A 19,126-nucleotide genomic window follows, 5' to 3' on the forward strand; every position below is an offset into this window, starting at 1 on the left:
GGGAGAGGGGGCGCGGTGCGCAGAGGGGTCATCGGCCTCGGGGGGTCCGTTCTGGTCGTGGGCGGGGTGCTGTGGGCGCTCGCGGGGCGCTCCGGCGCGCTCGACCTGTCCCAGCGGACCGACCTGATGGCCTTCGCGTGCGGCGCGTTGGGCGTGGTCGGGCTGGTCGCCACGTTCTGGCGGCGGGCGGACGAGGACGAGGCGGCCGCGGTCGCCCGGCTCGCGCGCGAGGTGAAGGCGATCGGCGAGCCGCAGTGGATGAGCTCGCTCGGCGGCGACCTGAAGGCCATCGACGTCACCTTCGCCTTCCGGCCGTACGCGGGAGCCCGGGCCGCCGCCCTTCCGGCGTCGCCCGCGGGGCGCCTGGAGAAGGTCGTCGAGGACTACCGGGGGCTGCGGCCCCGCCGCCTGGTCATCACCGGCGAACCGGGCGCCGGGAAGACCCTGCTGGCCCGCAAGTTCGTCATGGAGCTCAACCGGGTCCGCGCCGCCGACGAACCCGTCCCGGTCCTCGTCGCCCTCGCCGACTGGGACACCGGGGAGCCCTTCCGCGCCTGGCTCACCCGCCACCTGGAACGCGACTACGGCCTGCCCGCCGCCTCCGCCCGCCGGGTCGTCGCCGCCCGCATGGTGCTGCCCGTCCTCGACGGCCTCGACGAGATGGACCCGGCGGGCACCCCCGCCGCCGGCTCCCGCGCGGGCCTCGCCCTGGAGGCCCTGTCCCGCCACCAGGACGGCACCGAACCGGCGCCGCTCGTCCTGACCTGCCGCTCCCGGGAGTACGACGCGCTTGAGGCCGACGGCGTCCACATCCTCGACGCGGCCCGCATCGAGATCGACCCGGTGACCCCGGACCGGGCCCGCGACTTCCTCACCCTGCGCGGCGCCCGCCGCCCCGACCGCTGGGCCCCGCTCCTCGACGAGCTGCGGGACCGCCCGACCGGGGTGCCGGCCCGCGCCCTGTCCACGCCCTGGCGCCTGACCCTGGCGGCGGTGGCGTACGAACGGGACGGCGACCCCGGGGAGTTGCTGCGGGCACGGACGGAGGGGGAGGCGGCGGATCTGCTGCTCGCCCGGTTCATCGGGGCGTCGGGCACGGGCCGCTACGCGCCGGAGCGGGTCCACAGGGCGCTGCACACGCTGGCCGTACTCCTGGGGCCGGGAACGGATGTGGCGCCGCTGGAGCTGGGGCGGTATGCGCCGAGGTGGCTGATCGGCGGGTTCATGGGGGTCGTGGGGGTGGCGGGGGCCGCGGCCCAGGGCCTGGTCCTGTGGTCGGGGTGGTGGTCGACCGCGTACTCCACGGTCACGCTGCTCAGCCTGCTGTTCACGGCCTTCCTGGCCTGGCATGTGGTCCGTCGGGGACCGGGGCGTTCGTTGGTGACGCTGCCGACTCCCCGGCTCGGGAGCCCCTTGTGGGGCGTGGGACTGCGGCGGATTCTGGCCAGGCCATTACGGAGCTGGCCCGGCCTCCTGCTGACCAGTCTGCTGCTGTTGACCCTGTGGCAGAGCGCGCGGCTCGGCTTCGGTGCCCGGGGGAGCCTGGTTCTCCTGGCGTTCATGCTGGTGGGGCTGGGCTTCGTGCTGACGTTCCAGGTCTCGGACGAGCTCGACGCGACGGCGGTCGGACCCGTGGGCCCGCTCCGGGGCCAGCTGGCCTTGACCGGCCTGGTCCTGGCGGGTGTCGCGGTCGCCGTCGAGACCTGGCGGGCGATCCCGCTCTCCGAGGCCGCGCCGACCGTGCTGTTGCTGGTCATGTCCCCCGCCATGGTGGCGGGCTTCCTCACGTACGGCCTGTTCCTCCTGGTGAACGCCCGCCGCCTCCCCCTCCGCTTCGCCCGCTTCCTCGAATGGTCCGTGGCGGCGGGACTCATGCGGACCTCCGGCGCCGCCTACCAGTTCCGCCACCGCGAGTTCCAGGAGTGGCTGGTGCGGCACCCCGCGCCGTGAGGTGTACGGGGTGCCGCGGGGGGCTCACAGCTCGTCGAGGTCCAGGGCGTCGGCCATCGCGCGGTAGCCCGCGTCGCCCGGGTGGAGGTGGTCGCCCGAGTCGTACGCCGGGAGGATGCGGTCCGGGTCGGCCGGGTCGGCGACCGCGCGGTCGAAGTCGACGACGCCGTCGTACGCGCCGGACGTGCGGACCCACGCGTTGAACGCCTCGCGCTTCGCCTCGTTCTCGGGCGTGAAGTAGTACGAGCCCTTGATCGGGGTCAGGGTCGCGCCGATCACCTTGATGCCCCGGGCGTGCGCCTGGCGGATCAGGGTGCGGTGGCCCTCGATCAGGCGGTTGACGGAGACCTCGGGGGTCGGGCCGCCGGGGAAGGCCGGGCCGCTGCCGCCGATGTCGTTGATGCCTTCGAGGAGGACGACCGTGCCGACGCCCTTCTCGGTGAGCACGTCCTTCTTGAAGCGCGCGATTCCCTTCTCGCCCGCCCAGGTGGTGTCGTTGACGACCTGGTTGCCGCCGATGCCGTGGTTGAGGACGGCGCGCGGGGAGCCGGCCGCCGCGAGGCGCTCGGCGAGCTCGTCGGGGTAGCGGCTGTCCGCGCCCGGGGTGGCGCCGACGCCGTCGGTTATGGAGTCGCCGAACGTGACGATGCCGTCCCGGCGGGCGGTGTGGGCGCCGCCGGAGACCTCGACGCCGGAGAGGTAGTACCAGGACGAGTCGGTCTCGGTGAACGCCGTGCCGGACACGTCCGCGCGGTGGTCGCCCGCCGCCCGGTAGCTGGTGGTGCCCGCGAAGTGGTGGAAGGTGGCGGGGCCGGTCGGGCCCGCCAGGTAGAGCGTGACGGTGAGCGTCTCGAACGCCGAGGTCTTGAACGGGGCGCCGTCGCTGACCAGCGTGCCACCGGCCGGGATCGTGACGGAGCCGCGCCCGCCGAAGGTGAGCGCGCGGACCGAACCGGGGCGCACGGCGCCGCCCTCGGCGGTACGGGCGACGGTCGCGCCGGTGATCCGCAGCGGGGTGCCGCCGTAACGGTTGGTCAGCTCGATACGGGCCCGGGTGCCGCCGCCGGTGACGCGCACCGTCTGGCGGACGGTCTGGTCGTCGAAGCCGCCCGTCGACCAGTTGGGGGCGAAGGGCGCGGCGGCGGCCTGCGGCGAGGCGGCCCAGGCGCCGTGCCAGCCGGTGTCGCCGCCTCGGGACGGGTCGGCCGTCGCGGAGGTCGCGGGGAGCGCGGTGAGGATGGTCGCGGCGAGCAGGGCCGTGCCCGCGCGCCGGAGGGTGGTGCCGGTGGTCTTCATGTGTTCCGCCCGTTGTCGTGTGCCGTGGTGCTTCCTGTGCGCACGAGGAGGAACAAGTCTTGATCGACTCCGGCTATTCCCCCTACTCCCCGTTCCCTCCCCCGAGTTGAGCGGAATCGAGGAGTCCGGTCAGTGAGCGGAACACCTCGCCCGGGTCCCGTCCGCCCAGCGGGGCGTCCAGGTTGTGGGTGAGGAGCAGGGTCGCGAAGCCGTGGGCCAGCGACCAGGCGGCGACACCGGTGTCGCGGGCGGCGTCGGTGGAGGCGGGCACACCCGCCCGGAGCTCGGCGGCGGCCCGCTCCTTGGCGGCGAGCAGCTCCGGGTCGTCCGCGCGGTGCAGGCCGGGCTGGAACATCACCTGGAAGTGCGCCGGGTGCGCGGCGGCGAACCGGACGTAGCGCACCCCCCGGTCCCGCAGGTCGGGGGAGCCGGCCAGCGCCTCGGCGAGCAGGTCGTAGCCCTGGGCGGCGATCGCGGTGAGCAGGCCCGTCCGGTCCTTGAAGTGGTGGGCGGGCGCCGCGTGCGAGACGCCCGCGCGACGGGCGAGGTCCCGCAGGCTGAGCGCGGCGGGGCCGTCGGTGCCGATCACGTCGAGAGCGGCGGCGAGGACGGCCTGCCGCAGGTCGCCGTGGTGGTAGGTGCGCCGGGTGGTCATGGCAGCAGCGTACGCGGGATCTAGGCATTGACAAGTTTGGGAGGCGGGAGGAATCTAGTCAGTGACAAGAATCTAGACAGTGGCAAGACGGACGCAGGATGGACGGGGACACGCCATGACCGCGCAGACCAAGCCCGAGACGCAGACGGAGACGCAGACGGAGGTCGAGGCCCAGGCTGGCCAGATCCAGGCCGGGCAGGCTCAGGCCAGGCAGGCTCAGACGGGGCAGGCTCAGGCCGGGCAGATCCAGGCCGGGCAGGCTCAGACGGGGCAGGCCCAGGCCGGGCAGGCTCGGATCGGGCAGGCTCGGATCGGGCAGGCCCAGGCCCCCCAGGCCCCCCAGCCCCAGCCCGTGGCGCCGGGCCGCGTCCGCCAGATGTGGCACCTGCTCGAACCGCTCCACGCCGTGCTCTACTACGCCCCCGAGGCCTTCGCCGAGGCCGCCGCCCTCGGCTATGACGTGGACGAGCGGTGGCCCTCCTACTTCGCCTGGCGCGCCGCGCCCCTCGGGGCCGCCGGGAGCGCCCGCGTCACCTCGGCCTTCTACAGCTTCGCGCCCGGCATGGTCGCCCGGTACGTCCCCGCCGCCTGGGACGTCGCCGGCCCCGGCGACGTCCTCGCCGCCCGGCTCCGCGCCGTCGACCTGACCTACCGGGCCGTCCTCGGCGACGACGTGGTGGAGGGCCCCGAGCTCGCCGAGGCCGCTGCGCTCGCCCGGCGCGCCGCCGAGGCCGCCGGGACGGCCGGGCGCCCGCTCGCCGCCGCCGTCGCCGGGCTGCCCTGGCCCGACGCCCCGCATCTGGTCCTGTGGCAGGCCGCCACGATCCTGCGCGAGCACCGCGGCGACGGGCACCTCGCGGCCCTCCTGGCCGCCGGCCTGGACCCGGCCGAGGCGCTGGTCTCCTTCGCCGCCGTCGGCGCCGCCACCGAGGCCACCTTCGCGAGCCGGGGCTGGAGCGACGCGGAGTGGGCCGCCGCCCGCGAACGCCTCGCCGCCCGCGGCCTCGTCGGCCCCGACGGCACCGCCACCGAGGCCGGCCGCGCTCTGCGCGCCGAGGTCGAGCTCCGCACGGACGAACTGGCCGCCGCCCCCTGGGCCGCCCTCGGCCAGGACGCCACGGCCCGGCTCTCCGAACTGCTCGGCGGACCGTGGCTCGCCGTCATCGGCTCGGGGCTGCTGCCCGCGGAGAACACGCTGGGCATCGGGAAGATCTGAGCCCGCCTCGGACATCCCGTATCAAATACGATCTTCGGGTGCTGACGTACCAAAAGACCCTCATCGCCTCGGCCCTCGCCGTCCTCGCCCTGTTCACCAACGCCGCCTGCGCGCCCCTCACCGGCGGCGACGCGTCCGGCGGCGGGGCGCCCGTGAAGCCGGCCGCCGGCGGCACCGCGCTCGCCGCCGTGGACGCGCTCCCCGTGAAGGGGCGCGCGCCAAAGACCGGCTACGAGCGGGAGAAGTTCGGGCGCGCCTGGACCGACGTCGACCGCAACGGCTGCGGCACCCGCGACGACATACTCCAGCGCGACCTGACCGGAGTCCGCTTCATCGACGGCCGCTGCAAGGTCGCCTCCGGGACGCTCAAGGACGACCCGTACACGGGAGGTTCCATCGACTACGTGCGCGGGCGCAGCAAGGTCGACATCGACCATGTCGTGGCTCTCTCGGACGCCTGGCAGAAGGGCGCGCAGAAGTGGGACTCCGGCACCCGGCTGCGCTTCGCGAACGATCCGCTCAACCTGCTCGCGGTCGACTCGGCCACCAACCGCCGCAAGTCGGACGGCGACGCGGCGACCTGGCTGCCGCCGAACAAGGCGTACCGCTGCACGTACGTCGCCCGGCAGATCGCCGTGAAGAAGAAGTACGGGGTGTGGGTGACGTCCGGGGAACGGGACGCGATGAAGCGGGTGCTGGCGACGTGCCCGGAGCAGCGGCTGCCCTGACCAGGAAAATCGTTTCTTCCTTGGCGGTAACGGTCGTTAATGTCACCGCCATGGACCTGCACATCACCACCCTCGCCGAACGCCCCGAACTCGAAGGGGCCATGTGGCAGATGAAGCACCTCTGGCCGGAGTTCATGATGTACGACCCGGTCGGCTGGGCGTACATGGGGCAGATCGTCACCGCGTTCCCCGAGTACGTCCTCGTCGCCACCGACTCCGAGGGCAGGTTCGTGGCCCGGGCGTTCAGCGTGCCCTTCCAGCTCCAGGCCGAGGACCGTGGCGAACTGCCCGGCACCGGCTGGGACCAGGTCCTGCTGTGGGCGTTCTCCGACCTCAAGCACGGGCGCACGCCCGACACGGTCAGCGCGATCGAGGTGACCGTGGACACGAGCGCGCTCGGCAACGGTGTCTCGCACCGCATGCTGGACGCCATGCGCGACAACGCCCGCCGCCTCGGCTTCGCCGAACTGGTGGCCCCCGTGCGCCCGAACGGCAAGCACAAGGAGGCGGAGTCGGGCATGCACGAGTACGCCTTCCGCACCCGCGAGGACGGGCTGCCGGTCGACCCGTGGCTGCGCGTCCACGCCCGCGCGGGCGCCACGGTGGAGAAGGTCGCCCCGGCCTCGATGACGATCGGCGCCGCCGTGGAGCAGTGGCGGCAGTGGACGGGCCTGCCCTTCGACACCGACGGCCCCGTCGAGGTCGAGGGCGCCCTGGTGCCGGTGCACTGCGAGGCCTCCCGTGGCTACGCGGTGTACGTCGAGCCCAACGTGTGGGTGCGGCACCGGATCTGAGCCGTGTCTCCGTGGGACGACGAAAGGCGTGAAGGCCGCTCCCCTGCGGCGGCCTTCACGCCTTTTCCCGTCCCCTGGGGGCCCCTTCGTTCTCCCCCTCCGGGGCCCCGGTCCGTCAGCCGAACTGCTTCTCGTCCACCACGTCCTTCTTCGGCGGCGCCTTCGCCTCGACCGGCTTGTCGTAGTCCCTGAAGGAGATCGTGCCGGGCTCCTTGCCGCCCGCCGACACGATCTTCAGCAGATACGGCTTGCCCTCCGTGGCCACGTAGACCGTGGTCCGCTCGGAGGCGGAGGCCTGGGTCAGCATCAGCGCCTTCTCCCCGTCGACCGTGGTCTCCTTGCCCTTGACCGCCGTGTTGGCGCCCTGCTCGAAGTCCGAGAGCAGGGACTTCAGGTCGCAGAGGGCGAGGCTGTCCTTCGCGTCGGGGTCCTTCGCGTCGCTCTTCATCCAGCGGCCCTTGAGCTGCTTCATCACCTCCGCCTGCACCGCGGCGGACTCGCCCTTCGCCTGCTCCTTCAGGAACGCCTCGTCGAAGCGCATGTAGACGGAGGTGGCGTCCGGCTTGATCAGCTCGGCGGTGCCGGTCGCGCCGAGCGCCATCGTGCCGGCGCAGTGGCCCCGCACGTCGGTCGCCAGCTTGGCCTTGATGGGGCCGTCGGTGGTCTTCAGGGCGACGTCGAGGGTGAGCGAGTCCGCCGTCTTCGTCGCGCCTATCGCCTTGTCGACGATCTGGGGTCCGCTCAGGCCCTCGAAGGGTCCGGCGGGCTTGGCGGGGGCCGTGGACTTGGCGGAGTCGGCGCCGTCCTTCGTGCCGCCGGAGCTGCCGGAGAAGGGGCCGCAGGCGGTCGCGCCGAGCGCGACGGCGGCGCAGAGGGCCGCGGTGAGGGTGGCGCGCCGGAGGGGGCGGACGGTGGCAGGCATGGTGGTTCTCCGAGGGGGATCGGGGTGTACGTGGTGCTGATTGTGCGGGGTGGCTCGGGTCAGCCGATCTTCAGGTCCCACTGCGAGGCGTTGTAGTCCAGGCCCGGGCCGACCTCGACCGTGAGGTCCTTGGCGGCGGCGGGGGCGTCGAAGGCGAAGGTGGCGGTGGCCTTCTTGCCCGGCAGGACCGAGCCGCTGAAGCCGCTGCCGACCTTCTCGTCGAAGATCTGCTCGGCCGTGGCCCCGTCCTTGCCCGCGCGGGCCTGGAGGGTCGCCAGGGTGGTGTCGAACTTCTTCTTGGTGCCGTTCTCGATGGTGACGGTGACCTGGTACGCCTTGTTGCCCTCGGTGTGACCGGCCGCGAACTCGCTGGGCTTGTACGCCTTCGCCTCCGTCACGGTGACCTTCAGCTCGTCGTCGTAGATGACGGTGTCACCGGCCGCGAGGGGCTTGTCCTTGCTCGCCGCGCCGCCCTTCCCGGCCGCGTCGCCCTTGCCCGCCGGGGCCTTGGACGCCGGGTCCTTCGGGGCGGAGTCCTTGATCGCCTTGTCGATCTCGTCCACCGCGTCGCTGACGGCGGTGAAGGTGATGACCGCGCCGACCACCGAGAGGATCAGGGCCGCGAGGCCGAGGATCGCGCCGGTCAGGGCCACACCCTTGTTGTTCGCCTCGCCGCGCTTCACGCGGCCCTTGCCGACCAGGCCGAGGATCAGAGCGATCAGGCCGAGGATGCCGGCCAGCCAGAAGAACAGCGGGATGAGGCCGGAGAGCGTGCCGATGATGCCGAGGATCAGGGCGGCGGTGCCCAGCCCGTTGCGCAGGGCCACGGGGGCGGGGGAGTGCGGGAGCTGCGTGTCGTGCGACATGGGTGTGTCCTCCCGGACAGTGAGTTTGTCTGGCGCGATGGATCAATCACAACAGAGTCTGTGAACCGAGTCAACACCGTTCACGAAAAACAGATCGGCTCACGTCGTGAAGTGGTGTCGACGGTGTTCGTCAGTAAGATCGGCGTCACACACACGCCAATGAGGGGAGTTGAGGCAGGTGCCCGACAGCGCAGCAGAGGTGACCGCCGCGGGCATCGCCCGTCTCGCGGGGGTCGGCCGGGCGGCCGTGAGCAACTGGCGGCGCCGCCACCCCGACTTCCCCAAGCCCGTCGGCGGTACGGAGACCAGCCCGTCCTTCGCCCTCGCCGACGTCGAGGAGTGGCTGCGCGCCCAGGGCAAGCTGGCCGAGGTCCCGCTGCGCGAGCGCGTCTGGCAGCTGGTCGCCGGGCACCCCGCGGGAGCCGTCACCGCCCTCGTCCACGCGGGCTGCGCGCTCCTCCTCGTACGGGACAGGCGGGCGGCCTGGCCCGCGCTGGCCGCCGTGCCGGACGAGCGGCTCGCGGAGGTGCTCCCCGTCCCCCTGGAGGAGACGCTGACCGAGCGCCTCGGCGACGAGCGCGCCGTCCGCACGCCCTCCGTCACCGAACTGGCCCCGTCCGTCCCCCTCCTGCGCGGAGTCGTCGAACTCGCCGCCGCCGACGCCACGACGGCGGGACGGCCCGCCACCACGGGCGCCGCCGCCCAAGGCGCCCGCGACGCCTTCGAGTTCCTGCTCGGCCGCCACCTGGACGCCAATCCGCGCCAGTACACGCTCACCCCGCCCGGCCCCGCCGCCCTCATGGCGGCGCTCGCCGGGCCCGCGGACACCGTCCTCGACCCCGCCTGCGGCACCGGCGCCCTGCTCGCGGCCGCCGCCGACCCCGCCGCCGGGCGGCCCGCGCCCCGCGCGCTGCACGGCCAGGACGCCGACCCCGACCTGGCCGCGCTGACCGCCCTGCGCCTGGCGCTCTCCGGCGACGCCGACGTGCGCGTCCACGCGGGGGACACCCTGCGCGCCGACGCCTTCCCGGCGCTCACCGCCGACGCCGTGCTGTGCCACCCGCCGTTCAACGAGCGCAACTGGGGCCACGACGAGCTGGCCTACGACCCCCGCTGGGAGTACGGCTTCCCGGCCCGTACGGAGTCCGAACTGGCCTGGGTCCAGCACGCCCTCGCCCGCCTGCGCCCCGGCGGCACCGCCGTCCTGCTCATGCCGCCCGCCGCCGCCTCCCGCCGCTCCGGCCGCCGGGTCCGCGCCGACCTGCTGCGCCGGGGCGCCCTGCGGGCCGTCGTCGCCCTCCCGGCCGGCGCGGCACCCCCGTACGGCATCCCGCTCCACCTGTGGGTGCTGCGCAGGCCCGCCCCCGGCGAGCGGCCCCCCGCCGAACTGCTGCTCGTCGACACCGCGTCGGACCACACCGGGGGCGCCGCCACGGGCCGCGACCGGCTCGACTGGCCCGCCGTGGAGAGCGCCGTCCTCGACGCCTGGCGCCCCTTCGACCGGGACGGCGCGCTCGCCGAGACCCCCGGCGAGAGCCGTGGCGTCCCGGTCGTCGAGCTCCTCGACGACGACGTCGACCTGACCCCCGCCCGCCATCTCCCGCCGCCCGCCGCCGCCGAGGGCGCCGCGCAGCTGTCCGGAGTCCGCGAGCGGCTGACCGAGACCCTGCGCCGCACCCGTGAACTGACCCCGCCGCCCGCCGCGGGACCCACCCCCGGCGGTCTGCGCCGGCCCGCGACGACGGTCGGAGAGCTCGCCCGCGCGGGCGCGGTCGTGCTCCGCGCGGGAGGCGCCGGAACGGCCGTGCCGGGCGCCCCCGTGGCCGTCCTCACCGACACCGACGTCCTCGCGGGCCAGGCCCCCTCCGGGGTGCTGCCCGAGGCCCCGCCCGAGGGCCCGGGGGAGGAGCCGGTGCTCCTCGTCGCCGGTGACGTCGTCGTCCCCGTGCTCGGCGGCGGCTCCGTCACCCGGGTCGTCGACCAGGCGACCGCGGGCGCCGCCCTCGGCCGCAACGTGCACCTGCTGCGCCCCGACCCCGCCGCCCTGGACCCCTGGTTCCTGGCCGGCCTCCTGCGCGCCACCGCCAACAACCGGCAGGCCAGCTCGTACGCCTCGACCGCCACCCGGCTCGACGTCCGCCGCCTCCAGCTGCCCCGCCTGCCGCTCGCGGAGCAGCGGCGCTACGGGGAGCGGTTCCGCGCCCTGGCGGAGTTCGAGGAGGCGCTGCGGCAGGCGGGACGGCTCGGCGAGCAGCTGGTGCAGGGGATGTACGACGGGCTCGCGGACGGCACCGTAGCTCCCTGACGCCCCGGGCCGCACTTGGATACGCTCTCCTCGACAAACAGAGCCATTCAGGTGACCAGGAGCAGGAATGTACGGCCACGGCCACCCGCAGCCCGTGCCGCCGCAGCGCGGTGTTCCGGCGTCGGTCATCGTGCTGCGGGTGCTCTTCGCGGCGCTCCCGCTGCTCAGCATCGGCATGCTGGTCTGGGCGACGGCCCTGCGGATCGCGCTGCTGACCCGCCGGGTCGTCGACTGGATCCTGCTCGGGGTCTCGGTGGCCGTCGTCATCGCCGGGATCGTGCTGATGCCGGAGGACGAGAACGCGAGCCGGGCCGACTGGCTCGTGGGAGTGATCCTGCTCAACGCGGTCGCGTTCACGGCGTACTTCCTGGTCGTGGACATCCGCCACGACCACACCGCCCGCGCGGCGGTCCCGGCGCCGCCGTACAACCCGTACGCGGCGACGGTCCCGCAGCACCAGCACCAGCCCCAGCCCCAGCAGCTCCCGTACCAGCAGCCGCCGCCGTCCTACGGCTACCCGCAGCCGCACGCGTACCACCAGCCGCAGCCCCATCTCCAGCCCCAGCCCCAGCCCCAGCCCGTGGCACCCCCGACGCCCCCGGCGCCCCCCGTGGCGAGCCCCCGCATCGACCAGGTCCGCGCCGAGCTCGACGAGCTCAGCGACCTCCTCCGCAAGGACCGGGCCCCCCGGGAAGGCGGGCGGTGAACGGGCGGGTCATCGGCGGGCGCTACGAGCTGTCCACCCTGATCGGCCAGGGCGGCATGGGCCAGGTCTGGACGGCGTACGACGGCCGTCTCGACCGCCGGGTCGCGGTGAAGCTGCTCAACCCCGCCGCCATCAGCGGCCCGGCGACGGCCGCCGAGGAGCTGCGCCGCCGCTTCGTGCGCGAGTGCCGGGTCACCGCCCAGGTCGGCCACCCCGGGCTCGTCACCGTCCACGACGCGGGCAGCGACGGCGACGACCTGTACCTGGTGATGCAGTACGTGGAGGGCGCCGACCTCGCCGACCACCTCGCCGAGCAGGACCCGTACCCCTGGCCGTGGGCGGTCTCCGTGGCCGCGCAGTTGTGCGCGGTGCTCGCCGCCGTGCACGCGGTGCCGATCGTGCACCGCGACCTCAAGCCGCGGAACGTGATGGTCCGCCCCGACGGCACGGTCATCGTCCTGGACCTGGGCGTCGCCTCCGTCCTCGACACCGACACCACCCGCCTCACCCACACCGGCTCGCCCATCGGCAGCCCCGCTTACATGGCGCCCGAGCAGGCGATGGGCGGTGCCGTCGGCCCGTACACCGACCTGTACGCGCTCGGGGTGCTGCTCCACGAACTCCTCAGCGGCAACGTGCCCTTCGCCGGCTCCACCGCCCTCGGCGTGCTGCACCGGCACCTGTACGAGGCCCCCGTCCCGGTCCGCCGGATCCGGCCCGAGGTGCCCGAGCCCCTGGAGGCGCTCGTGCTGCGGCTGCTCGCGAAGGACCCGCTGGCCCGCCCCTCGGGCGCGCAGGAGGTGTACGAGCACCTGATGCCGCTCCTGCCGCCGCGCGGTGCGCCCGGTGGCGCGGGCCCGCTCGACCCGTCGCGCCCCTTCCGCCGCCCGCACGCCCCCTGGCCCGACCGGGCGCCGCAGGCCGCCCCGCCGCCTGTACCGCCCGTACCGCCCGCGCCCGCCAAGCCGGACGTGGCCGCCGCCGTGGACGAGGTGAAGCGCCTCCTCGGCGAGGGCGCGCTGACCCAGGCCGTGGACCTGCTCGGCAGCATCCTCCCGGCGGCTGCCGCCGAGCACGGCGAGCACTCGCCGGTCGTCCGCATCCTGCGCAAGCAGTACGCGTCGACGCTGATGGACGCGGGCCAGTACCGCCGTGCCCTGCCGGAGCTGCGCCGCCTCGCGGCGGACCGCGCGGCGGAGGCAGGCCCGGAGGACCCGCAGACTCTTCAATTCCTTGATGACGCGGCCCAGTGTCTGCAACAGCTCGGCGAGTACGGGCCGGTCGACCCCCGCCTGTGACCTGACGGGCCGACAGGATCACGACTCCGTATCCGATTGGAAAACCGGAGGGAATGGATCCGTTTTGGGCTTTTCGCGGTCTGTAACGTGCGCGTTTGATCATGTCCACGCCGTTCAAGGATCCCCCCATGACCACGCCTCAGCCGTCCGACCCGTTCGCCGCCGCTCCCGCGCAGGCGCCCGCCCCCGCTCCCGAGAAGAAGGGCGGCGCGCTGAAGAAGATCGGTAGCGCTGTCGTGCTCCTGGTGGTCCTTCTCGCCGTGAAGCTGGGTCTCCCGTACGTCACCGGTGACGCGCCCGTGCACGCGAAGGCGGGCGAGTGCGTGACCGTAACCGGTGCCAACGACAACCCGGACGTGTCCACCGAGGACTGCTCCTCCGGCAAGGCCGGCCTGTACAAGGTCGTCAAGGCCATCGACGACACCACGGACCCCGAGAAGTGCGGCGAGCTCGGCGAGTCGCGCCTCGTGCAGGAGTGGGACGCGGAGGAGTTCGTCCTCTGCCTGGACCCCGTCAAGAAGTAACCGCGCACTGCGCGACGCAAGAGAAGAGGGGCCGGTCCTGGCGGGACCGGCCCCTCTTCTCCTGTCGGCGGCTCAGAAGCCCTTCACGGACCAGTCCTGTACGTCACCGGCGGCCCCCGTGGACTTCGTCCACAGGGTGAGGACGGTCCCGTCCGCCAGGGAGTTGGCCTTCGGGGTGAGGGCCTTGCCGTACGGGTTGACGAGGAGTCCGGTCGCCGGGTCGGGGGTGAAGCGCTGGACGTCGCTTGACGGGTTGCAGGTCCACAGGGTGAGGACGGCGCCGTCGGTGTTCGACGCGTTGGCCTTGGGGGTCAGGCAGCGGCCGCTCGCCTGGTGGACGAGGAACCGGTTCGTCTCGTCGTACCTCCAGCGCTGGAGGTCGGAGCCCGTGCACGGCCAGACGGTGACGGTCGTCCCGTTGGCCGTCGCGTTGCCGAGGGGCGTCGCGCAGATCGCGCCCGGCCGGTGGTGGTTGGTCAGCCACCCCCAGCCGTCCTTCACCGCGCCCGCCGCCGGGTCGACGGAGAACACCACCCGCCGCCCGCCGCTCGCGTTCTCAAGCGCCTCGTTGTAGCCCCAAAGGCGCCCCGCGCGGGGGTCGTACGAGAGTCCCTGCGTCAGGTACGGCGCCTGGGTGAGCACGCGGGGCGCCTCGCCCGCGCGGGCCGCGTGGAGGCACGCGTAACCGGCCGGGTAGCCCGTCGGGCAGCTCCCGCTCATGTAGAAGGTGTCGCCGCCCTTGGCGATGCCCTGGATACCGGTCGCCGGGCTCGTGTACGCCGTGCCGTACGAGACGACCTGCTCGGGCGTCCCCGCCTCCAGGGAGTCGAGCGGCCAGCGGACGATCCGGGCGCCGCCCTCGGAGCGGTGCTCGGTCGACATCAGGGCGGGGCCCGCCGGGTCGGAGAGGTCGACGCTCAGGCTGCTCATGCAGAGCTCGCCGAGGTTCTCGGCGGCGGGCCCGCAGGCGCGCGGGGTGCCCCTCAGGAAGGCCGTCGAGGGGTCGTCGAGCGTCGCCGTGCTGATGGTGCTGTAGCGGGCGACGAGCGGCAGCGCCCAGCGGTGGTAGCGGGCCGAGCTCCGGCCGGCCGTCAGGCCGGTCGCGGAGGAGGCGGTGTCCGTCATCCGCCACAGGTGGTTCAGGTCGTAGACCTGGAGCTCGGCGCCGTTGGCGACGAAGAGACGGTCCTTGTACCAGGCGACGCCGTCCGCGTGGGACTGGAACGTGGGCTTCTTGAAGTCGCCGCCCGCGACCGGCTCCACCAGGGCCATGTGCCCGTACGAGACGGGGGCGCCGCCGCCGGCGGACTCGGCGATCGAGACGCGGGTGTACTCCTCGGGCTGGTTCAGCACGCCGAAGTACCAGGACGCGGCGAACAGGGCCCGCCCCTGGTACAGCCCGTCGGCCGAACCGGACGCGTGCGCCCCGGCGAAGCCCTGAGGCATCCAGCCGCCGCCGGTGTCGGTGTATCCGGTCCTGTCGTCCTGGTCGTCCCAGCAGAACCCGTCGGGCCGCAGGGCCCCGTTGAGCCCGGTGGCGTGGCACAGCCCCGGCCGCCCGGTGCGCGAGCCGAGCACTTCTGTGACGGGTGCCGTGGAAACCCCCGCGGCTTCCACGGCGGAGATCAGATCGGTCTTGACTCCGTCGACGCGGGTGAGGGTGAAGCGCGCGTCGAAGGGCTCGATGGTGGCTTGGGCGGCCTGGGCGGCTTGGGTGGCTTGCGTGGCCTGGGCCGCCGGGCCGGTCGGCAGGAGGACGGAGGCGGCAAGGGCGGCCCCAACTACGAGTCTGGTCAGTCTCATCCGGGCAGCTTAGAGAGCCCCGCTATCCGCCCTTGTGAGGTGAATGGCGTTCACCTATCTTGGTGAACGCCATTCACCTCGGAGGGGGTTCCGTCGTGCCCACTGATGCGCGTCCGTCGTCGAAGTCGTCGAAGTCGTCGCCGTCGCCGTCTCCGACCGCAGGCCGGGCCGTCATGGCCGTTCTGGCGGCCGGCGGCATCGTGACCACGCTGGTGCAGACCGCGGTCGTGCCGCTGCTGCCGCAACTGCCCCGGCTGACCGGCGCGTCGCCGGTCGACGTCGGCTGGGTGGTCACGCTCACGCTCCTGACCGGCGCGGTCGCCACGCCGCTCCTGGGGCGCGCCGGGGACATGTACGGCAAGCGGCGGATGCTGCTGCTCACGCTCGGGGCGCTCGCCGTCGGATCGCTGGTGTGCGCCTTCGCCGCCACCCTCCCGTGGCTGTTGGCGGGGCGGGCGCTCCAGGGAGTGGGTTCGGCGGTGGTGCCGTTGTCGATCAGCTTCCTGCGGGCTGTGCTGCCGCCGGAGCGGACGGGTTCCGCGGTGGCGCTGATGAGTTCGACGGTGGGCGTCGGCGCGGCCCTCGGCCTGCCGCTGGCGGCGCTGCTGGTGCAGTACGCGGACTGGCACGCGATGTTCTGGGCCATGGCCGCGCTCTCGGCGGGCGTGCTCGCCCTGGCGTGGTGGCTGCTGCGGGAGGAGCCGGTCCGGTCGCCGGGGCGTTTCGATCTGCTCGGGGCGTGCGGGCTGAGCGCGGGTCTCGTGCTTCTGCTGCTGGCGCTGTCCAAGGCGGGGGAGTGGGGCTGGGGGAGCGGGCGGTTCCTGGGTCTTTCGGTGGCGGCGCTGCTGATCCTGGCGGGCTGGACGGTCCACCAGCGCCGCGCGGCACGGCCGCTGGTGGACGTGCGGCTCGCGACGCGGCCCGCGGTGCTGCTGCCGCACGTGGCCGCGCTGCTGGCCGGGTTCGCTTTCTACGCCAACTCGCTCGTCACCGCGCAGCTGGTCCAGGCGCCCCGGGCCACCGGGTACGGTCTGGGGCTCTCGGTGGCGGCGGCGGGTGCGTGTCTGCTGCCCAGCGGTGTGATCATGATGCTGTGCGCTTCCCTGTCCGCCCGCCTGTCCGCCGCCCGAGGGGCCAAGGCCACTCTCACCGTGGGTACGGCGGTCATGGCGGCCGGCTATGTGCTGCGCTTCGCCGACAGCCGGGAGCTGTGGGCGGTCGTCGTGGGCGCGGCCGTGGTCTCGGTCGGCACGGCGCTCGCGTACTCCGCCCTGCCCATGCTGATCATGCGGGCGGTGCCGTTGGAGCAGACGGCGGCGGCGAACGGCCTCAACGTCCTCATGCGCACCATCGGGCAGGCGCTGTGCAGCGCGGTGGTCGCCACGGTGCTGGCCCAGCACACGCGCCTGTTCACCGACACGGTGGCGGCGCCGACGCTGGACGGGTACCGGGTGGCCTTCGCAGCGGCGGGCGCGGTGGCGCTGCTGGCCTGCGCGGCCGCCTGCCTCGTCCCGCGCCGCCCGCTCCCCCTCCAGGAGACTGAACAAGATGCCCGACCCGAAGCCGACCTCGCCCCCGACGCCGCCGCCGACGCCGCCGCCGACCCCGCCGACGCCCGGCCCGGCCCCGGCCCGGCCCGGCCGGCCCCGTGACGCGGACGCCCGGCGCGCGGACATCCTCGCCGCGGCGAGGCGCGCCTTCGCGCGCCACGCCTACGCCGACACCACCATCGCCGCCATCGCCGCCGACGCGGGGGTGAGCCCGGCGCTCGTGATGAAGTACTACGGCTCCAAGGAGCACCTGTTCACCCAGGTCTTCACCTTCGACGCGGACGCCACCGCGCTCTTCGACGCCCCTCTGGAGCGTCTCGCCCGGCACATGGTCCTGCACCTGATCGCCACCCAGCGCGGCCAGACCCGCGACCCGATCCTGCGGATCGCCTTCTCCCGCCACCATCTGGAGCTCGGCGGGCAGGCGCGGGCCAACTTCCGTACGCAGGTGATCGACGCGCTGGCCGCCCGCCTCCCCGGCGAGGGCGCCCCGCTGCGGGCGGAGATGGCCATCGGGGTGATGCTCGGCCTAGGCGCCCTCTACGCGACCGTCCAGGCCGACCGGCTGACCCGGCTCGACCCGGAAGAGGTAGCCGACTTGTACGTCCCGCTCCTACAACCCCTGCTCTCCGGCGAGGCCTGAGAGGGGGAGGGCCCGCTGACCCGCACTGCCGGGCGCCGGATCGTGGCCGACCGCGAGGCGGTGGCCCGCGAGCGGGCGGGGCGCGGGATCAAAGAAAAGTACCGGGGGAAAGTACCAACCAACCCACCCCTCCCCCCTCCCCGTCCACCTCACGCAAGCCCGTCACCCACACGAGCGAACTGCACCAACTGGACTGGATTTGAGGCGGGTTGCCTGGCATATGCTCACGCCGACCGCACTGGAAAACAGTTCGGCCCCCGGCCGGGAGTAACGATCCCGATCGAGGGCCTGACCACCGAGGAAGTAGAGCTTCCCGATGGATGAGAAGAACCCTAGCGCGCCCAGGCGCGCGTTGCCCCCGACTCTCCAGACTGCCACCCGATCCGGTGTAAGCCACGTCAGGACGAGCCTCACGAGCGGCTTCACGATCCTCGCCAACGACCTGCTCCAGCACGGGGAGCTGAGCGTCACCGCGATCGGCCTGTCGGCCCACATCCAGTCCCTGCCGGAAGGCGCCAGCGTCACGATCCGCACCCTGGCCCAGCGCTTCCCAGAAGGCGAAGTCCGCCTGGCCGCCGCCCTCCGCGAACTGGAACGCCACGGCTACCTGACCCGCGCGAGAACGCGCCTCCCCAACGGCCACGTGATCACCCGAACGATGTCCTACACAATCCCGAACCCGCCCCCGCAGCAGCGGACGGGGCCGCCCCGCCCACAAGCGCCGAAGCGGAAGCCGCCGGGGGCGGGGGAGCCGGGGGCGGGGGCGGGCGGGCAGCCGGACGGGGGGTTGGGGTTGGACTCGGGGCCGGGCCCGGACGTGGGCCTGGCCCCGGAGCTGGGCTTGGGCCCGGACCCGGACCCGGACCCCGGCTTGAGCCCGGGCCCGGAGCTGGAATGGGAGCCGGGGCTGGGCCCGGGCCTGGGCCGGGACTTGGAGCTGGGTCGGGATCCGGGCGCGGGTCTGGCCCTGGAGCCAGGCCTGGAGCCAGGCCTGGACCGGGACTTGGAGCTGGGGCGGGACCCAGGCCCCGGCCTGGGCCCGGGCCTGAGCCTGGCCTCGCAGTGGTCCCCGGAGCTGGACCCGGAGTTGGGCCAGGCGTGGGCCTCGCAGCCGGACCCCGACCCGGCCCCGGACCCCAACCCGGCTCCGGACCCCGGCCCGGCCCCGGGCACCGACCCGGCCCCGGCCCTCGATTCGGCCCCGGCCCCTGCCCTGGTCCCGGCCCTGGCCCTTGACCCGGCCCCGGATCCCGACCCGGACCCGGATCCCGACCCCGACCCTGACCCCGCCCCTCCCTCGGGCGACGGCGCCGCCGTCGCCCCGCCGCCGCCCAGGCCCGCTCCCGTACGGCAAGCGGCTCCCCGCTCGCCCAAGTCCGCGCCCGCGCCCGCGCCCGCGTGGAAGACGACGGCCCCCGTGGCGCCGCCCGAAGGACCGGCGGCCGAATTTCTCATCGGGCTGCGGGTCCATGACCCGCGTCTGGCCCTGTCCTCTCGCGACGTGCACCGCCTGGCCCCCGTCGTGGCCTCCTGGTTCGCGCAGGGCAACGCCCCCGAGGCCGTGCGCCGTGCCCTCACCACATGCCTGCCGGACGACCTCAAACATCCGGCCGGAATCATCGACTACCGCCTCACCCACCTGCTCCCGCCGCCGCTGCCGGCCACACCCTCCGTAGCGGCCCCGGCGCCCTCGGCCCCGCACCCGTTCCAGACCTGCGACGGCTGTGAGCGGGCGTTCAGGGCGCCGGAACCGGGGCTGTGCCGGGACTGCCGTCCGGAGTCGGAGCGTCGCGCCGCGTGACGGCGGCTAGTCGTCACCCCTGCTCCTGTCACGGCACCTTTCGGGCGTTTTGGCGCGCCTCGACACCTT

At 74.0% G+C, this 19,126-nt stretch carries 16 protein-coding genes; 11 read left to right on the forward strand and 5 right to left on the reverse strand.

All coding sequences use genetic code 11. The features are described from left to right. The first annotated feature begins 15 nt into the window (after nucleotides 1-15). A complete protein-coding gene (locus ABTZ54_RS20930; RefSeq protein ID WP_351665322.1) occupies nucleotides 16-1,950 on the forward strand; it encodes an NACHT domain-containing protein in 1,935 nt (644 codons plus the stop codon). Nucleotides 1,951-1,974: 24 nt separating this feature from the next. Here ABTZ54_RS20930 and ABTZ54_RS20935 read toward each other — a convergent pair whose 3' ends face one another. Next, entirely contained in the window at nucleotides 1,975-3,246 is a 1,272-nt protein-coding gene (locus ABTZ54_RS20935; protein ID WP_351665324.1) for an SGNH/GDSL hydrolase family protein, read from the reverse strand. An 82-nt stretch (nucleotides 3,247-3,328) separates the two neighbouring features. Continuing rightward, nucleotides 3,329-3,901 (reverse strand): TetR/AcrR family transcriptional regulator, encoded by a 573-nt coding sequence (locus ABTZ54_RS20940; protein ID WP_351665326.1) that lies wholly within the window; start codon nucleotides 3,899-3,901, stop codon nucleotides 3,329-3,331. Between the two features lie 376 nt (nucleotides 3,902-4,277). Here ABTZ54_RS20940 and ABTZ54_RS20945 point away from each other — a divergent pair, with 376 nt between their 5' ends. Genes ABTZ54_RS20945 through ABTZ54_RS20955 form a run of 3 tightly spaced genes read left to right on the forward strand, consistent with a single transcriptional unit; the run spans nucleotide 4,278 to nucleotide 6,639 of the window. Further along, nucleotides 4,278-5,117 carry an SCO6745 family protein gene (locus tag ABTZ54_RS20945; protein WP_351665493.1) on the forward strand — a complete coding sequence of 280 codons (840 nt, stop codon included), beginning with the start codon at nucleotides 4,278-4,280 and terminating at the stop codon, nucleotides 5,115-5,117. 38 nt (nucleotides 5,118-5,155) lie between these two features. After that, nucleotides 5,156-5,845 carry an HNH endonuclease family protein gene (locus ABTZ54_RS20950; RefSeq protein WP_351665328.1) on the forward strand — a complete coding sequence of 230 codons (690 nt, stop codon included), beginning with the start codon at nucleotides 5,156-5,158 and terminating at the stop codon, nucleotides 5,843-5,845. 50 nt (nucleotides 5,846-5,895) lie between these two features. Further along, the gene (locus ABTZ54_RS20955; protein ID WP_351665330.1) at nucleotides 5,896-6,639 is read left to right on the forward strand and encodes an N-acetyltransferase; all 744 of its coding nucleotides are present in this window, start codon (nucleotides 5,896-5,898) and stop codon (nucleotides 6,637-6,639) included. 115 nt (nucleotides 6,640-6,754) lie between these two features. Here the strand turns inward: ABTZ54_RS20955 and ABTZ54_RS20960 are convergent, their stop codons facing one another. Continuing rightward, complete coding sequence (locus ABTZ54_RS20960) at nucleotides 6,755-7,561, reverse strand: hypothetical protein (protein ID WP_351665332.1); 807 nt, start codon at nucleotides 7,559-7,561, stop codon at nucleotides 6,755-6,757. 59 nt (nucleotides 7,562-7,620) lie between these two features. After that, complete coding sequence (locus tag ABTZ54_RS20965) at nucleotides 7,621-8,427, reverse strand: DUF4190 domain-containing protein (protein ID WP_351665334.1); 807 nt, start codon at nucleotides 8,425-8,427, stop codon at nucleotides 7,621-7,623. 178 nt (nucleotides 8,428-8,605) lie between these two features. Here ABTZ54_RS20965 and ABTZ54_RS20970 point away from each other — a divergent pair, with 178 nt between their 5' ends. The 4 genes from ABTZ54_RS20970 (at nucleotide 8,606) to ABTZ54_RS20985 (ending at nucleotide 13,260) form a co-directional block, all read left to right on the forward strand. Further along, complete coding sequence (locus ABTZ54_RS20970; RefSeq protein WP_351665336.1) at nucleotides 8,606-10,732, forward strand: N-6 DNA methylase; 2,127 nt, start codon at nucleotides 8,606-8,608, stop codon at nucleotides 10,730-10,732. A 67-nt stretch (nucleotides 10,733-10,799) separates the two neighbouring features. Next, entirely contained in the window at nucleotides 10,800-11,438 is a 639-nt protein-coding gene (locus tag ABTZ54_RS20975) for a hypothetical protein (protein WP_351665338.1), read from the forward strand. Beyond that, the gene (locus ABTZ54_RS20980; protein WP_502997286.1) at nucleotides 11,435-12,736 is read left to right on the forward strand and encodes a serine/threonine-protein kinase; all 1,302 of its coding nucleotides are present in this window, start codon (nucleotides 11,435-11,437) and stop codon (nucleotides 12,734-12,736) included. The genes ABTZ54_RS20975 and ABTZ54_RS20980 overlap by 4 nt, the downstream gene beginning before the upstream one ends. Before the next feature lie 128 nt (nucleotides 12,737-12,864). Beyond that, on the forward strand, nucleotides 12,865-13,260 hold the full coding sequence (locus tag ABTZ54_RS20985; RefSeq protein WP_351665340.1) for an LppU/SCO3897 family protein: 396 nt from the start codon (nucleotides 12,865-12,867) through the stop codon (nucleotides 13,258-13,260). A 72-nt stretch (nucleotides 13,261-13,332) separates the two neighbouring features. Here ABTZ54_RS20985 and ABTZ54_RS20990 read toward each other — a convergent pair whose 3' ends face one another. Next, on the reverse strand, nucleotides 13,333-15,063 hold the full coding sequence (locus ABTZ54_RS20990; RefSeq protein ID WP_351665342.1) for an RICIN domain-containing protein: 1,731 nt from the start codon (nucleotides 15,061-15,063) through the stop codon (nucleotides 13,333-13,335). 173 nt (nucleotides 15,064-15,236) lie between these two features. On the opposite strand from ABTZ54_RS20990, the gene ABTZ54_RS20995 reads away from it, so the two are divergent. The 3 genes from ABTZ54_RS20995 to ABTZ54_RS21005 all read left to right on the forward strand — a co-directional run bounded on the left by ABTZ54_RS20995 (nucleotide 15,237) and on the right by ABTZ54_RS21005 (nucleotide 19,057). Continuing rightward, on the forward strand, nucleotides 15,237-16,715 hold the full coding sequence (locus ABTZ54_RS20995) for an MFS transporter (protein ID WP_351665344.1): 1,479 nt from the start codon (nucleotides 15,237-15,239) through the stop codon (nucleotides 16,713-16,715). Next, nucleotides 16,612-17,256: a TetR/AcrR family transcriptional regulator gene (locus ABTZ54_RS21000; protein WP_351665346.1), complete on the forward strand. Its 645-nt coding sequence runs from the start codon at nucleotides 16,612-16,614 to the stop codon at nucleotides 17,254-17,256. The genes ABTZ54_RS20995 and ABTZ54_RS21000 overlap by 104 nt, the downstream gene beginning before the upstream one ends. 871 nt (nucleotides 17,257-18,127) lie before the next feature. Then, nucleotides 18,128-19,057 (forward strand): hypothetical protein, encoded by a 930-nt coding sequence (locus ABTZ54_RS21005; protein WP_351665348.1) that lies wholly within the window; start codon nucleotides 18,128-18,130, stop codon nucleotides 19,055-19,057. Nucleotides 19,058-19,126: the final 69 nt, after the last annotated feature.

Source organism: Streptomyces sp. NPDC094032, from assembly GCF_040303965.1.
Classification (GTDB): Bacteria; Actinomycetota; Actinomycetes; order Streptomycetales; family Streptomycetaceae; genus Streptomyces.